Raw genomic sequence first — 15,310 nt, forward strand, 5'->3', positions numbered from 1 at the left:
CATGAAACGTCTGTCGTTCGATACGTCGACGATGATGTCGCTGCTGACGGTGCTGGGCATGATCCTCGCCGCGGCCGGAACCTGGCCGCCGGTCGAGGGGCTTGCCGTTCTGCGCTGGCCCGGGCTGGCGCTCGTCTATGTCGCTGGTGGGGTGCCGGCCACGGGGAGCGCGCTTTTGGCCCTGTGGCGAGAGCATGTCCTGGACATCGATCTCTTGATGGTGGTCGCGGCAGTCGCGGCCGCAGTTGTCGGCTCGCCGTTCGAAGGCGCCGTGCTGCTGACGTTGTTCAGCGTATCGACGACGCTCGAGCATCAGGCGCTCGGACGTGCGCGCCGCGCCGTCGAGGCGCTGATGGCGTTGCGCCCCGAAACGGCGTTCCGCAGGCAGGCCGATGGCTCTGTCCTGGAAGTTCCCGCGGCGGAGCTGGCTGTTGGGGATGTGGTGATCCTGCGACCCGGCGCTCGCGTGCCGGCCGATGGCGTCATCCTGCGGGGGCGCGGCGGCATCGATGAAGCCAATATCACCGGCGAATCCATGCCGGTCTCCAAGGAGGCGGGCCAGCAGGTGTTCGAGGCCACGGTCAATCTGGACGGCATTCTGGAGGTCGCGGTCGCAAGAACGATCGGTGACAGCACGATCGCCCGCATGATCCGGCTGGTCACGGAGGCCCAGGAGGCCAAGGCTCCATCGGAGCGTTTCAGCGCCTGGTTCGGGCAGCGCTATACTGTCGCCGTCCTTCTGGGCGCAGCTCTCGCCTTCGCTGTTTTCTATGGGATCGGGCGCGATTGGGAGCCGGCGCTCTATCGCGCTGCGACCCTGCTGGTCGCGGCCAGCCCCTGCGCGATCGTCATATCGGTGCCCGCGGCGATCCTATCGGCACTCTCGGCGGCCGCGCGGGGCGGCGTGTTGTTCAAGGGCGGCGGCGCGCTTGAAACGCTGGCCGCTGTTGATGTCTTCGCCTTCGACAAGACAGGCACGCTCACCAACGGCCGGGCAGCCGTGACGCGGATCGTCGCGTTGGACGGGGACGAACGCGGCTTCCTGTCGCTGCTGGCCGGGCTTGAAGCCCATTCCGAGCATCACGTCGCCGCGGCGATCCGCCGGGAGGCGGACGCACGGAATATAGAGCCGGCGCGTGTCGTGGATGTCAGCGCTCGTCCGAGCGCCGGGATCGTTGGCACGGATGCGCTTGGCGTGCTCTGGGCTGGAAACCTCCATCTCGCCCGAGACATGGGGGCTTCTGTCGACCGTGTTCAGCTTCGGGAACTCACCGACAGTGCCGAGACCGTCGTCTATCTGGGGCGTAGAGAAAACATCCTCGGCGCCGTCAGCGTGGCGGACGAGGCGCGGGCAAGCTCTGCCCCGGCGCTTGCGGCCCTGCGCGCCGACGGCGTGCGCCGCATCGTCATGATGACCGGTGACCGTCGGCCGGTGGCGTTACGGATCGGCGCGGGGCTCGGCCTCGCTCCCGATGAGATTCATGCCGAAATGCTACCGCAGGACAAAGTGCTCCATGTGGGGGAACTGGCGGGCGGCGGCACCGTGGCCTTCGTCGGCGATGGCGTCAACGACGCGGCCGCTCTTGCCCGCGCCGATGTCGGCATCGCCATGGGGGCGGCCGGCTCGGAGGTCGCCCTTCAGGCGGCCGATGTGGCTCTGCTGTCGGAAGATATGAAGAAATTGGCCGATGCGCACCGGCTGGCGCGCCGGACCGCGGCGGTCATCCGACAGAACCTTGTCGTCGCGATCGGCGCCATGCTTGTGCTGGTGACGGGCGGATTATTCTTCAATCTGCCGTTGCCACTAGCAGTGGTTGGACATGAAGGCGGGACCGTGCTCGTGGTCCTCAACGGCCTGCGCCTGTTGTCGGACCCGATCCGGTGGCCTGTGGGCGCGAGCGGATTCTCCCGTCCTTCAGGGGAGGGGCTGATGGTGGCGCCCACTTCGGCCGCATCGCCCGCCGATGGGCCGGTGTAAGCGCCGGCCGCGCCCAATGGTCAGCAGGACAGGAAGCGATTGCGAGTATTCTCATCGAGAAGCAGCCGCGTGATGCCGCCGAAAGCCCATTCCCGCAGACGGCTATGGCCATAGGCGCCGGTGACGATGATATCTGCATCGCTCGCGTCGATGAATTGTAGGAGGCCGATTGTTTCGTCGGCGCTTTTGATCATCTGCGGCCTCGCTTTCACATTATGCTGGGCGAGATAGGCGACGATCTCGGTGAGACTCTGTATCTCGGCTGGTGTGGGCTCCGGGGAAACAGACACGACGGCAACATCATAGGCGACGGAGAGCAGGGGAAGCGCATCCGCGATTGCGCGGCGGGCTTCACGGGTGTCTTTCCAGCCGACGACGATCTTTCTTGCCGGAAGCGCGTGCTGGCCGCTTCCGATCACCAGCAGGGGACGTCCTGCGCGCAGCACGACGGTTGCCGGGTTCGCCCGGTTTCCGGCCGCCATCAGAACGAGATCGGCGATGCGGGCGGCGGTCACGACCGCCTCGGTCGGCGTCGTCGCTTCCCCGCGCCATTCGGCCTCGATCCGGTTTGCCGCCAGATGAAGGAACGCGGCGCGAATCTCCTCCGCGTGCTTCGTGGGCGTTTCGGTGGCGCAAAGCCCGATGAGCCGTGCACCCGAGCGGGACGCCAGATCGATTGCGGCGCGCATGATCGGCTCAGCGGGCTGGTCGATATCGAGATTGACCAGAATGGATCGATAAGCCATGTGTGCATTCCTCCGTTCAAGGCAAGTGTCGAAGAGCATAATGCCGATCGCGAAGCACATATTGACCTCGGTCAAAATATCGCGTGGCGCATCGCCAATCGATTTTTAGGCCTTCGTGCCGTTGACCGAAATCAAGCCTGAAACAAAGTCCTCCGAATTCTGCCATGATGATTGTTACGGAGGCAGATATGTCGAACACACTCCACACTTTGGCGAAGAATTTCGTGGCCAGGCGGATTGAATCCGTGTCCTGAAGGTCGCCGATCCGGCTTTTGCTGACCTACTGGGGGACTACGACGCGGTGAACGACAACATTCATCTCGCGGTGATGAATGTCGCTCCGGTCGGGCAGGGTCATGAGATGATGCGCCGCAAACAGCGCCTCGCCATCGAAGACCGGATCATGGAAGCGCTTCAAGGCGCCTGACGTTCAGCCGGCAGAGGGCGAGACCGGTCAGCCGCTCCGTCCCGCCTCCAGCAGCGCCTTGCCGTGGATCGCAAGCATGCGCTCCTCATTCGTCGGGATGATCAAGGTCTGGAACGGAGGCAGGAACTTCAGCCGGACGAGGATCGCATCCCGAACCGGCCCCGCGTTTTCCCCGACCCCCCCGGTAAAGACGAAGGCGTCGAGCCCGCCCATGGACACAGCCATCATCGCCGTGAACTGCGCTACCTTCAGGGCAAAATAGTCGAGGGCGAAGCCGGCTCTTGAATCCGTGCTTTCGAGCAAGGTCTTCACGTCGTTGCTGAGGCCGGACAGACCCTTCAGACCGGATCGTTCGTAAAGTGCGTGTTCTACCTCGTCAGCGCTCATGCCGAGCTGACGCAGCATGTAGGTGACTGCGCCGGGATCGATTGCGCCGGTGCGGCTTCCCATCGGTAGACCGTCGAGCGCGGTCATGCCCATCGTCGTGTCGACGCTGATGCCGTCCCTGAGGGCGCACAGACTCGCGCCGTTGCCGAGATGCCCCACCACGACCCGGCCGCGTGCGAGATCGGGATGTTCGCTTGCAAGCACACGGGAAATCCATTCGTAGGACAGCCCATGGAAGCCATAACGGCGGATACCTTGGGCCCGTAGCGGGGCATCGACCGCAAAAACCTGGAAAAGCGGTGCATGGCCCGCATGAAAGGCGGTATCGAAACAAGCGATATCCGGGGCGTCCGAGAGGCGGTCCGAAGCCGCGATGCCCGCAAGGTTGTAGGGCTGGTGCAATGGCGCGAGCGGCGCTAGCGCCGCAAGCCGCCGCAGGATTTGGGGCGTGACGATGACGGGCGCGACGAAATCGGCGCCGCCATGCACGATTCGGTGTACCGTCGCCACCATGCGCCAGGCATCGTCGTACCGGTCGATGAGATCGATCACCGCACCCATGGCGGTCTCGTGGTCGTTGGCGGCAAGCGCCCTGTCGATATGAACGTCGCCCGCCGTAATTGTCGCGCTCAGCCTTGCCTCGGTGCCTATGCCGGTGACCTTGCCCTTGGCAAGCTTGTCGAGCGCATCGTATCCGAAGATCTCGAATTTCAGGCTCGAGGACCCCGTATTGAGAACGAGCAATACATTCATCATTTGATGCGGCCTTTGGCGCGGGCATCCGCGAGCAGGCAGGCAAGGGCGGAGGACAATAGGCGTGTGCGCTGGTCGTCGGCCCGGCTCGTCAGGACGATGGGAACACGGGCGCCCAGCACGATACCGGCCGCCTCCGCCCCGCCGAGGAACGTGAGCTGCTTTGCCAGCATGTTGCCGGCTTCGATATCGGGAACGAGAAGGATGTCGGCATCGCCGGCGACAGCCGACACGATGCCTTTCTCCCGCGCCGCCTGCGGGCTGATCGCATTGTCGAAGGCAAGGGGACCGTCGATCAGGCAGCCGGTTATCTGTCGGCGGTCCGCCATCTTGCAGAGCGCGGCGGCATCCAGGGTCGCTTGCATCTTGGGATTGACTGTTTCCACCGCCGCGAGAATGGCGACCTTCGGTGGTCGCGCCTCGCCGAACACCACGCACCAGAGATCAACGGCGTTCTGGATGATATCTGCCTTCACTGGAAGATCGGGCAGGATATTAACGGCGGCGTCGGTAATCATGAACGGCTTCGGATAGGAAGCGATGCTCATGAGGTAACAATGGGAGATGCGCCGCTCCGTGCGCAGCCCGGCGCCGGCTTTCACGATCTCGCCCAGAAGTTCGTCCGTGTGCAGTGAGCCCTTCATGATGGCGCTCACATTGCCACCCGCGGCCAGTTCCGCCGCCTTGGCCGCGGCCGCATGGCTATGCTCAGTGTTGACGATCTCCCACCCTGCTATATCGACCCCGGCCTCTCTGGCCGCCTCGGCTATCCGCGCCGCAGGCCCAATGAGCACCGGCGCGATCAGGCCTTCCCGCATCGCCTCGAAACCGGCCGCAATCACGTTGGCCTTCACTGGATGCACGATCGCCGTACAGGTGGGCGGCAGCTTGCGGCAAAGGGCCAGAATCGCATCTGTCTGTCCACTCATCGCACGTTCCCCTAGCGCCTTATGTAAAGTTGTGGATGAGCAATCTTCACGATGGTCCGACCCTAGGCAAGAGGCCTTTTCCCTTAAGGCGCCCACTGCTGCACAGCGACGTTTGGTGGAGTTTGCACCGAGTGTTCGAGGCTTTCGATGGGAAAACGTATTGAGATCAACGGTCGCTCGATTTTTCCTATTTCTCAATTCGGCGTAGGAGGAATATATATTTTCATGTCGAAATTGATATTCGTAAATAAAAAAATCATTTTGATGTTCGTCAAATTTCAAGATCTCATTCTGATGAATGTATTATTTATCGTATGTGCTATTTAGCATGCGGTTTATATTCGATTTTCATAGAAATTTAATTTTCAATATGTTTATCGGGCAGAGCGAATGTGCCGCTTTCATGAAAGGCATGATGCCTGCATTCAGGAGTGTCTTTTATGCGATTGGTCGATATTTCCGTTAGCAAGCGTCTTTGGGCAGCCGTCGCGGTTCCGATGTTGGCGGCCGGTTATCTTGCCTATGCCCAGAGTTCCGAGCGTCTCGAAACCTATCGTAACATGGGCGATATCGTCACGGTCAGCCAGGAAATGGTGAAGATCGGCGGTGTCGTTCATAGCCTGCAGGTCGAGCGAGGTTTGACGACCGGGTTTCTTGGATCGAAGGGGGCCACCGGCGGTGCAGAGCTTCGTGTGGCGCGCAACGCCTCCGACGCCGCGATGACCGGATTCGCGCAAAGCATGAATAAACTCGATGCGGCGGTCGACGCCGATCTCTCTTCGGTACAGCGCGGCCTGGAGGAAAAGCTGGCCGCGATCGCCGACCTGCGCCCGTCCGTCGATGCGCTGACGGCGGGGGGGCCGGATGCCTTTGCAACCTATACGGCCGCCATTGATGATATCATCGTACTGACAAATCGCCTGTCCAGGCTCGCTTCTGATGCGGGGATTGCGCAACGCATGTTCGGCTATGTCCATCTGATGCAGGCCAAGGAGGCGGCCGGTCAGGAACGTGCCCTCGGCAACGGTTTCATCGTTTCCGGTCGAGTTGATCCGGTACGGTTTGGCTTATTCGCGGGGCTTGCCGGTCAGCAGGATGCGTTGATCGCATCGGCGCTCTCCGTGCAGGATGATAGTCACCGTGCCCACTACGAGCATATGCTGACTGATGTGTCGCAAACGATGGAGGATTTTCGTGCGCGTATCGTCGCTGGAGGCGTGGACGCGATGCTCGAAGGTTTGGAGAGTCCGCTATGGTTTGCTGCCGCAACGGAGCGTATCGATGCGCTGAAGGTAATCGAGACTGAAAATCTCAAGGATATCGGCGATCTCGCGCTTGCGACTGCCGGGGCGGCTTATCGCAGTTTCCTCACTCTCGTCCTCGTTTGCATCGTTGTCGGCCTTATGGTGATGGGCCTTTCCGGATTAATGGCGATGACGGTCGTACGTCCGATCGGGCGCATGGTCGGAGCCATGGATCGACTGGCTTCCGGCGATCTCGACTTTGATCCGGTCACGACCGGCCGCAAGGATGAAATCGGTGACATGGAGCAGGCCGTAGAGGTTTTCCACGAGGCTGCCGTGCGTAATCGAGAGCTGGAAGCGGCAGAGACAGAGCGGCGCGCACAGGTCGAGCGCGAGCGCACCGAGATGCAGCAGGCCGCGGAAGCCGAAGCCCAGGCTCGTCTCGTCCGTGCAACCTCGATATTCGCCGCCAGCATGCAGCGCCTTGCGGCTGGTGACATGATGTGTGAGTTGCAGCAACCGCTCGACACGCATTTCGAAGCACTGCGGCAGGATTTCAATGCATCCGTCCGACAATTGCGTGAAACCCTTCAAAGTGTTGGTGTCTCGGTTTCGACCGTCACGGGCGGCTCGCGTGAGGTGTCGTCGGCATCCGACGATCTTTCCCGCCGCACCGAGCAGCAGGCCGCGTCGCTGGAGGAAACCGCTGCGGCGCTGGAAGAGATTACCGCCAATGTGGCAGCGACCTCGAAACGCGCAGACGAAGCCCGCGACATCGTACGACATGCGGAGAGCAGGGCCGGGCAGGCAGGCACCGTCGTAGAGAGCGCTGTTCTTGCGATGGAACGAATCGACCGCGCTGCGCGGCAGATCGGCCAGATCATAGGCGTCATCGACGAGATCGCCTTCCAGACTAATCTTCTTGCGCTGAATGCCGGGGTGGAAGCGGCACGCGCGGGGGAGGCGGGCAAGGGCTTTGCCGTCGTCGCGCAGGAGGTTCGTGAGCTTGCCCAGCGGTCCGCCAAGGCTGCGCGGGAAATCAAGGAACTGATCGGCAACTCCGAAGCCGCCGTGGGCGAGGGCGTGCGTTTGGTCAGCGATACCGGCGCGGGGCTCGACGAGATCGCTGAACTTGTCCAGTCGGTTGCGCGGCACATGGAGGCAATCGCGACGGCAGCGCAGGAACAGTCCGCTGGTCTTCTGCAAATCAACACCGCGGTAAATCACATGGATCAGGTCACGCAGCAGAATGCTGCAATGGTTGAGGAGATGAATGCCGCTGGTGCCGCTCTGGCGCAGGAAAGCGCGACACTCGATGGTCTTATCGCCCGGTTCCAATTCGGCCGCCCGGACGGATGGGATAGTGCACAACGAGCCGCCTAGCAAAGAGGTGTGGCGCCATCGTTCGCCGCTGCACCTCAATTCGGCAACGCTTCTTGGATATTCGCGATCGGAGTCGCTCTTCGGCGACCATCATATGCACGGCCTTGAAGGCGTACGCTTGTACACCAAGCTCAAGACCATCACGACCCGCTGGCCGACTGGCATCCGTTCAGGCGCGGGTTTCGTCATGCCGACGATGCGATAGGGCCAGACGTCGGGATATTGCGCCGCCGAGGTCACACTCGGCGGTGTATCTCACGGTACGTTTATCGGTGGTCTTGCAGCAGCAGGCTCCACCCTGAGTGGAGCCGCCACATGTCCGGAGGTTGATGGCGCGGAACTTGTCGATCTCGCAATTTTCCCCGACGAGGGAAACTCCATCTTGCCTGAAATAGACATAGTGCTCACCACTATCCCGCATCTCACCGGAGGAGATTCGAACTGCACCTATGTGTTCCGAACGCACTGTTTAAGTCTGCTTTCTTGACCTCGTTCTCCACAAGTGGACTATCAGTTCAGGGCCCAAAATCGGATATCTAGCGTGCGCAAGCTGAAGTGCACAACGGGCCCATATTGGTACTCAAAGTATCGACCTACTGCTATTCGGGATATTCAGAAAGTTCTGCGGTCATGCACCGCTAGCGCCGCGCGAATAGATGACTATAGTCAAATGGCCGCCTCCGTCAGAGAAGGCCCTTGGCCTTGAGGTCGGCGGCGAAGGTTGCGAGCGGCATGACCAGCGTGAGGGGACTGTTTTTGAGCGGCTCGGCCCCGTAGCTGGCATACCATTTGGCCGCCCGCGCCCCCTTTGCGTCGATGATCAGCAACGCGCCGCCAGCCTCGGTGGCGACCCGCAGGCAGCGCAACGCAACGGCCGCGAGGAGTTGGCCGCCCAAGCCGTGGCCGGCTACCGTCACGTCGGTCGCAATGCGTGCCAGCTTGAAACCGGAAACCTCGTGCTGGGCCAATCCTTTCGTCATCGACGCCGGCACTAGCTCATGGGCTATGGCGGAGGGGGCAACGGTGTAGAAGCCGAGCACGCGATTAGGCGTGGCGACGTCGATTGCGCAGAAAGTCTTTGAGGCATTTTGTTCGTGGCTTTGACGCGCGTAGCGCCGGAAGAACTCGTTCATCGCCGGATCGCCGCAGTCGAAAGACTGACGATCATGCGACTTCGCGATAGCTTCTTCTCTCCATGTGGGCAGTGTCATAGGGTGTCGGGCAACGCCGCGATTGCCGAGCGCAATTTTGCGTTGGGCTTAGGCGGGTTTTCCATCAGCTCAAGCACGCGCGCGTGATCGCGTGACGAGAGCCGAACGACCTCGGCCGCCTCGATCACGGCTTCGGCCTCCCGCAAGGCGGTCTGGGTCACGAAGTTGGTCAGGTCGGTGTTGCGCAATGCGGCCGCGCGTACGAGCTTGGCCTTCGTTTCCGGCGAGACGCGCAGATTCATGCGCTTGTTGTCATCCACGGCAGCTTGGGGCATCTCCGTCTCCCTTGTGCAAGGTACTTGTTCAAGATGTACGCGAACTTGGCTTGACTTTCAAGGTCGTGCGTCTTGATGGTGTACGTAATCCTCCGGTCGCTTGCCGTAGAGGAGGCTTTTAAAGCAGGTCCCAAGTTTAAGACGCGCCAAGCCTGATTAGTTTCCCGGGAAACTCCGCTGGATAGATTATCACGACCCTGCTGTTGCTGTGAGCTTTCAGGTAGCCGTCCAGCCGCCCCCGATCACGAAAGGTCCATCTGGTGGGACCGATGGAGTGACTGTCATTGTGGGGCGTAACCATAAGGCGGCGATAATTCCGCATAGCAGCCATCAAATTCCACCGGACTGTCGTATCGGATTGTAGTACAAGACTGTCGTACAGGGAATATTAGGTGATAAGGATTTAATAATCTTCTCAACGGCTTGAAATAGGGCGGAATCCTTGGCTGGGAATCCTGGCGCCCCAGCCAGCGATCCCTTTTCCAAGTCAGAATCGCGGTTTCCCAGCACTTCCGAGTTAGCACCATTGCTCCGGTTTCTGGCGTGTTAGAATCTAGCAGAATCAAGCATAAACACGGTCACTTGTACCCGCTTTTACAATATAACCAGGGACGCCGTGGCCGAGAGTTGCGGGTAGTTCGCCTGAAAGCTCAAGCAGGGCTGGAAGGTTGACACCGGTGTCGATGCCGCAATTGTGGAACATGTGCACGAGGTCTTCCGTGCAGACATTCCCCGTAGCCCCGGGCGCGTAGGGGCAGCCGCCAATGCCGCCGAGTGCGGAATCGAAGCTGCGCATGCCCGCGTCATAGGCGACAAGCGCATTGGCGAGGCCCATGTCCCGGGTATTGTGGAGGTGGAGTGTCAGCGGCAGATCGGCATGGTGGCGCAAGATCGTGGCCGTGAGTTCGCCGACCTGGCGGGGATTGGCCATGCCGATCGTATCGGCAATGGTGATTCCCTCGATACCCAGATCGCGATAGGTGTCGATGGCCCATAGCACCCGCTCGACGGGCTGGCGGCCCTCGAAGGGGCAGCCGAAGGCCGTGGCGATCGTGCCGTTGATGAAGATGCCGCTTCCAGCGACCACGTTCATGATCTCCCTGAACTGGGCGAGCGACTGGTCGCAGGTCATCCGCATGTTTGCCAGGTTGTGCCGCTCTCCGATCGACATGACGAGATTCACCTCGTCCACCGCGCATTCGAGCGCTCGCTCGGCGCCGCGCACGTTCGGCACGAGCGCCGTATAGAGCACCCCCGGCGTCCGCTCGATGCCACGGAAGACGTCGGCCGCGTCACGCAGGTTTGGAATCGCTTTCGGCGAAACGAAGGATGAAACCTCGATGCGCCGGACGCCGGTCCCCGACAGGCGGTCGGAAAGACGGATCTTCTCCTCTGTCGGGACGAAGCTCGGTTCGTTCTGGAAGCCGTCGCGCAGAACCACTTCGTTGATCGCTACCGTATCTTCGTTCTTCGACATCATGTGGCCCTCCAGGTTTTGCCTTTCGACGCCAACTAGCATGCAGCATCAGAGGCATCAATAAAAATACAAACTGATGCATCAGATAAAATATTATTGTTGAACTCGACGTCCGAAGGTCGTATGAATGTCGTGATGCCTTATCTGATGCATCAAGAAATGCAGCGTGCGGTCGCGACAGCGGCCCGGAGGAACAATGTCTCAGTCCGCAGATCAAATTCACATCGCAGAGCTGGTTGCCCGGGCGCGCAAGGCGCAGGCCATCCTGAACGGTTACACGCAGGAACAGGTCGACCTGATCGCCGGCGCCATCGTCTATCATCTGTCGCGCCCCGAACTGGCCGCGAAAATTGCCGAAATGGCCTATGATGAAACGAAGATGGGCCTTGTCGAAAGCAAGCGCGCGAAGCTCACGCACAAGATGCCGGCGATTTTCCACGATATCCGCACGGAAAAGACCGTTGGTGTCATCGACCGTGACGAGGTGAACGGCATCATCACCATCGCCAAACCCTACGGCGTCATCGCGGCGCTCGTGCCGAGCACCAATTGCGAGGCGACGCCGATCTTCAAATCCGTTCTGGGCATCCGTGCCCGCAATGCCGTGATCTGCGCGCCGCATCCGGCCAGCAAGAAGACCACCATCTTCGTGGTGGATGTCATCCGGCAGGTTCTTGCCGCATGCGGCGCTCCTGAAGATCTGGTCCAGTGCATTGCCGCGCCGTCCAAGGCGCTCGCCGCCGAACTCATGGCCCAGTGCGACGTCACCATGGCGACCGGCTCGGGAGACATGGTGAACGCGGCCTATTCCTCCGGCAAGCCCGCCTATGGCGTCGGCGTCGGCAACGCCGCGGTGATCATCGATGAGACGGTCGATCTCGCTGAGACCGCGGCGAAAATCAGGATCGGCAAGACCGGTGACAATGCCTCCGGCTGCTCGGCCGAAAACTCCATCATCGTCCAGGCCTCGATCCATGACGGATTCCTGCGCGTGCTGGAAAAGGAGGGGGCCTATATCGCAACGGCGGAGGAAAAGGCGAAGCTCCAGGCCGTCCTCTGGGAAAACGGACACGTTTCCCGCAAGGTCGTGGCCCGTCCCGTCGGCGAAATCGCGGCCCTTGCCGGTATCGCCGTGCCGGCGGACCGCAAATTCATCGTGGTCGAGGAGGAGGGTACGGGAGCCGGGCATCCCTTCTCCGGCGAGAAGCTCAGCCTCGTCCTGACCTGCTACAAATACGAGGCCTTCGACGACGCCATCGCACTGGTGAACGCCATCACCGATTATTCCGGCTCGGGTCATTCCTGCGGCATCCATTCCAACGATGCCGGCCGCATCCTGCAGCTTGGCCTTGAGACGAAGACGTCACGGGTCATCGTGCGCCAGCCGCATGGCGTCGCCAATTCGGGAAGCTGGTCCAACGGCCTGGCCAAGACCTTCTCGCTTGGTTGCGGAAGCTGGGGCGGGAACTCGGTTTCCGAAAACGTCACCCAGAAGCACTATTACAACACCACGCGTATCGCCGAGCCGCTCGATCGGTCCGCGCCGGATGACGAGGCGATCTATGGGCCCCTGTTCGGGAAGATCGCCGCCGTGCGCATCGCTGCGGGAGCCTGAACGACGATGAAATTCGCTGTTCGCCCACAGCTTCATGGCTACGACACCTTCGCTGCCTTCGCCGAAGCGCATGCCGTCACCGAACGGGACCTCATCTTCACGCAACGCGTCCTGCACGACGCCTTCATGAAGGGAACGCTGGCGCAGACTCTTTTCTACGACGACTTCTGCGACGGCGAGCCTACGGACATCGCCGTTGACGAGATGCTGCACGCCATCCGCAAACTCGGCTTCGAGCGCCTGATCGCGATCGGCGGCGGCTCGATTCTGGACTGCGCGAAAGTGCTGGCGCTGGATTCGGATGAAAACGTCGCCGGACTGTTTGCCGCCGGCGTGCAGCCGGGGCGCAAGGCAGGCCTTCTCCTCATCCCTACGACCTGCGGCACGGGCTGCGAGGTGACCTGTGTCTCGGTGTTCGATTTTCCGTCGGTCGGCAGCAAGATCGGCAAGGGGTTCGATGCCGGTTTTGCCGATCACGCCGTCCTGATCGACGAGCTCTTGTCAAAGATCCCCTATCACGTCTTCGCAACGTCTTCGGCCGATGCCCTCGTCCACGCCCTGGAAATCTATCTGGCGCCGCGGGCCAATGCCTATACGGACATGTTCTGCATGGCGGCCATCCGCTCCATCCTGCAGGGCTACATGCGCATCGTCGCGCATGGGCGAGAGGTGATCCAACAGGATGCCAAGGCCTATCTGACGGCGAGCAACATGGCCGGCATCGCCCTTGCAAACGTGCTGGCGGGCGGGGTCCATGCGATCGCGATGCATTTCGGCAGTGCGCATCATGTGCCGCACGGCGAGGCGACGAGACTGTTCCTGCCGCCGGTTTTCCGAATCTACTACGAGAAGGCTCCGGACGGAAAGATCGCCGACATCGCCCGCGTGATCGAGGAGGTCGTCGGCGTGGAGGGCGGTGGCAATCCTTTCGATGCGCTCGATGCCCTGCTTGCCAAGGTGGTGCCCACCCGGCGGCTGAGCGAATATGGCATGACGGCAGGCGAAACCGGCCGATACGCGGACAAGGTGATCGAAACCCAGCAGCGATTGCTGGTGAACAACTATGTTCCGCTCTCGGCACAGGATATTGCGAGGGTATATAGCGAACTCATGTAACGAGGCCCACGGTGTCCAGAGGGAGAGCGATGACGCGAAACTTTTCCGACAAGGCGTATGAAGCGCTTCGGGACAGGATCATCAATGGTGGTCTTCGCCCGTCTGCTCCCCTCGATATCCACCGCATTGCGAGCGAGTTCGAGATGAGCATCACGCCCGTGCGCGACGCCATCAAGCGGCTGGAGGCGGACGGGCTGGTGGAGGTCATTCCCCGCTCCGGTACGTTCGTGCGCCATTTCACGATCCAGGACCTGATCCGCGGCTATGAGCTGGTCGAGGCGCTTGACGGCATGGCGGGATATCTTCTGGCCGAACGTGTCGCCGCCGGCGATGTCGACGGGCGGGAGCTGGAAGGGCTGCTGACACCGCTGGTCGACAGGATGGAGGAGAATCTGGAGCGCGATCAGGCGCGGATATGGGCGGAGCTGGATGGGCAGTTTCATCAGATCATCTTCGACATGTCCGAAAATACGCTGATCGCCAGCAGTTACTATTCGGTGCGCGACCAGATGAAATCGGTGCTGTCCTTCATCAGCCCGATCTATGTGGACCGGGCGAATTCCGTTCGGGAGCACCGGTTGATCATCGCGGCCATCGCCGCGGGAGACAGTGAGAAGGCACGCAAGCTTTGCCAGGACCATCGCAACCTCGTGCGGCAGATCCTGAAGAAGCTTCTGCTTCAGATGTAGATACGGTTCGGGAGGAGTTCATGCAGAAGACGTTCCATAAACGGGCGCGGTACACCGTTTCGCGGGTGGCCGCCGCCGCCGTGAGTGCGGTCAACTAGACCGGTTCGTTATCGCGGCAAATCTTCTGACCGGCACTCCCCCACAGCGGGGATGTCCGGGCGGCCAAGCCAAATCGACTTCACGGCAGCGACGCTCGCAATGCGAAGTCGCAGGGACTTCTGTTGCCGTTGCTTGTTGGCCCAGACTGCGGACGTCAGTCCGGAAACATCCATACGGTTCGTGACAAACAGTGGAGGATAGTCATGAAAGTTCGCAACATCATCGCAGCCCTGGTCGTGTCTTTGTGCGCCAGTTCCGCTGCGGCACAGCAATTCCAGATTTCGCACAGCGCCGCTTCCGGCAATCCCAAGGACACCGCGTCACTGAAGTTCGCCGAGATTGTCAAGGAGAAGACGGGTGGCCGGATCACGGTCGATGTGGGCACGAGTTCGCAATTCGGCGACGATGCCGAAAGCGTCACCAATATCAGGCTGGGCACGATCGCCTTTTCGGCGAATGCGCAAGGAGCAACATCCGGCGCGGTGCCGGAGATCGGTCTGCTGGGCCTTCCATTCCTGCGATCTTGTCGCCGACAGGGCCGTCCATCACAGCCTCGGCCTGCTCGAGGTCCTGGAACAGGAACGGCAGGCCCAGCAGCGCGATTTCCGGCACGACGGCCGAGGTCGTGCCCTGCGAGTTCGCCGAAAAGGCGATCGTGCCGAGGCGCATATTGGTGATGGTCTCGGCATCGTCGCCGAACTGGGCGGCGCCGCCCACATCGACCGTAATCCGGCCGCCCGTCTTTTCCTTGACGATCTCGGCGAATTTCAGGGAGGCGACATCCTTGGGATTGCCGGCTCCTGCATTGTGGGAAACCTGGAATGTCTGCGCGTTTGCGCCGCTGACGCAGAATGCGAAGGCAACGGCGGTCAACAGATGGCGAAATTTCATTGTCACTCCTCCCTAAGGCGTGGGTTTTTATCCGCGAATAGGGAAGCCTCCGGTGCTGCATGCCGCTCGCCAGCCTGATGCCGACCTTCG

At 61.2% G+C, this 15,310-nt stretch carries 12 protein-coding genes and 2 pseudogenes; 7 read left to right on the forward strand and 7 right to left on the reverse strand.

What is annotated here, in order from left to right; all coding sequences use genetic code 11:
- Position 1 precedes the first annotated feature (1 nt).
- On the forward strand, positions 2-1,978 hold the full coding sequence (locus ACZ48C_RS17270; RefSeq protein ID WP_464783420.1) for a heavy metal translocating P-type ATPase: 1,977 nt from the start codon (positions 2-4) through the stop codon (positions 1,976-1,978).
- Positions 1,979-1,998: 20 nt separating this feature from the next.
- On the opposite strand, the gene ACZ48C_RS17275 is transcribed toward ACZ48C_RS17270, so the two are convergent.
- A complete protein-coding gene (locus ACZ48C_RS17275; protein ID WP_464783421.1) occupies positions 1,999-2,799 on the reverse strand; it encodes a universal stress protein in 801 nt (266 codons plus the stop codon).
- A gap of 226 nt (positions 2,800-3,025) precedes the next feature.
- Here ACZ48C_RS17275 and ACZ48C_RS17280 point away from each other — a divergent pair, with 226 nt between their 5' ends.
- Positions 3,026-3,151: a hypothetical protein gene (locus tag ACZ48C_RS17280; RefSeq protein WP_281048087.1), complete on the forward strand. Its 126-nt coding sequence runs from the start codon at positions 3,026-3,028 to the stop codon at positions 3,149-3,151.
- 27 nt (positions 3,152-3,178) lie between these two features.
- On the opposite strand, the gene ACZ48C_RS17285 is transcribed toward ACZ48C_RS17280, so the two are convergent.
- Both ACZ48C_RS17285 and ACZ48C_RS17290 read right to left on the reverse strand, forming a co-directional pair.
- Positions 3,179-4,294 carry an acetate/propionate family kinase gene (locus ACZ48C_RS17285; RefSeq protein ID WP_464783422.1) on the reverse strand — a complete coding sequence of 372 codons (1,116 nt, stop codon included), beginning with the start codon at positions 4,292-4,294 and terminating at the stop codon, positions 3,179-3,181.
- The gene (locus tag ACZ48C_RS17290) at positions 4,291-5,220 is read right to left on the reverse strand and encodes a bifunctional enoyl-CoA hydratase/phosphate acetyltransferase (protein WP_464783423.1); all 930 of its coding nucleotides are present in this window, start codon (positions 5,218-5,220) and stop codon (positions 4,291-4,293) included. The genes ACZ48C_RS17285 and ACZ48C_RS17290 overlap by 4 nt, the downstream gene beginning before the upstream one ends.
- A gap of 440 nt (positions 5,221-5,660) precedes the next feature.
- Between ACZ48C_RS17290 and ACZ48C_RS17295 the strand changes: the two genes are divergently transcribed.
- Positions 5,661-7,847: a methyl-accepting chemotaxis protein gene (locus ACZ48C_RS17295; protein WP_464783424.1), complete on the forward strand. Its 2,187-nt coding sequence runs from the start codon at positions 5,661-5,663 to the stop codon at positions 7,845-7,847.
- 683 nt (positions 7,848-8,530) lie between these two features.
- Here ACZ48C_RS17295 and ACZ48C_RS17300 read toward each other — a convergent pair.
- The 3 genes from ACZ48C_RS17300 to ACZ48C_RS17310 form a co-directional block, all read right to left on the reverse strand.
- Complete coding sequence (locus tag ACZ48C_RS17300; RefSeq protein WP_464783425.1) at positions 8,531-9,058, reverse strand: GNAT family N-acetyltransferase; 528 nt, start codon at positions 9,056-9,058, stop codon at positions 8,531-8,533.
- The gene (locus ACZ48C_RS17305) at positions 9,055-9,333 is read right to left on the reverse strand and encodes a type II toxin-antitoxin system TacA family antitoxin (RefSeq protein WP_245424709.1); all 279 of its coding nucleotides are present in this window, start codon (positions 9,331-9,333) and stop codon (positions 9,055-9,057) included. Before ACZ48C_RS17305 ends, ACZ48C_RS17300 begins: the two co-directional genes overlap by 4 nt.
- Before the next feature lie 562 nt (positions 9,334-9,895).
- Positions 9,896-10,813: a hydroxymethylglutaryl-CoA lyase gene (locus tag ACZ48C_RS17310; RefSeq protein WP_464783426.1), complete on the reverse strand. Its 918-nt coding sequence runs from the start codon at positions 10,811-10,813 to the stop codon at positions 9,896-9,898.
- A gap of 193 nt (positions 10,814-11,006) precedes the next feature.
- On the opposite strand from ACZ48C_RS17310, the gene ACZ48C_RS17315 reads away from it, so the two are divergent.
- From ACZ48C_RS17315 to ACZ48C_RS17330, 4 genes and pseudogenes are all read left to right on the forward strand, one after another.
- Entirely contained in the window at positions 11,007-12,425 is a 1,419-nt protein-coding gene (locus tag ACZ48C_RS17315) for an aldehyde dehydrogenase family protein (RefSeq protein ID WP_424549465.1), read from the forward strand.
- A 6-nt stretch (positions 12,426-12,431) separates the two neighbouring features.
- Positions 12,432-13,541 (forward strand): iron-containing alcohol dehydrogenase, encoded by a 1,110-nt coding sequence (locus tag ACZ48C_RS17320; RefSeq protein WP_464783427.1) that lies wholly within the window; start codon positions 12,432-12,434, stop codon positions 13,539-13,541.
- Between the two features lie 29 nt (positions 13,542-13,570).
- The gene (locus ACZ48C_RS17325) at positions 13,571-14,230 is read left to right on the forward strand and encodes a GntR family transcriptional regulator (protein ID WP_424549463.1); all 660 of its coding nucleotides are present in this window, start codon (positions 13,571-13,573) and stop codon (positions 14,228-14,230) included.
- A gap of 302 nt (positions 14,231-14,532) precedes the next feature.
- Positions 14,533-14,790, forward strand: a pseudogene (locus ACZ48C_RS17330) (TRAP transporter substrate-binding protein); the annotation flags it as partial.
- A gap of 55 nt (positions 14,791-14,845) precedes the next feature.
- Here ACZ48C_RS17330 and dctP read toward each other — a convergent pair.
- Positions 14,846-15,220: pseudogene (gene dctP, locus ACZ48C_RS17335) on the reverse strand (TRAP transporter substrate-binding protein DctP); the annotation flags it as partial.
- Positions 15,221-15,310 lie beyond the last annotated feature (90 nt).

It is taken from the genome of Shinella sp. 1A1, assembly GCF_055379515.1.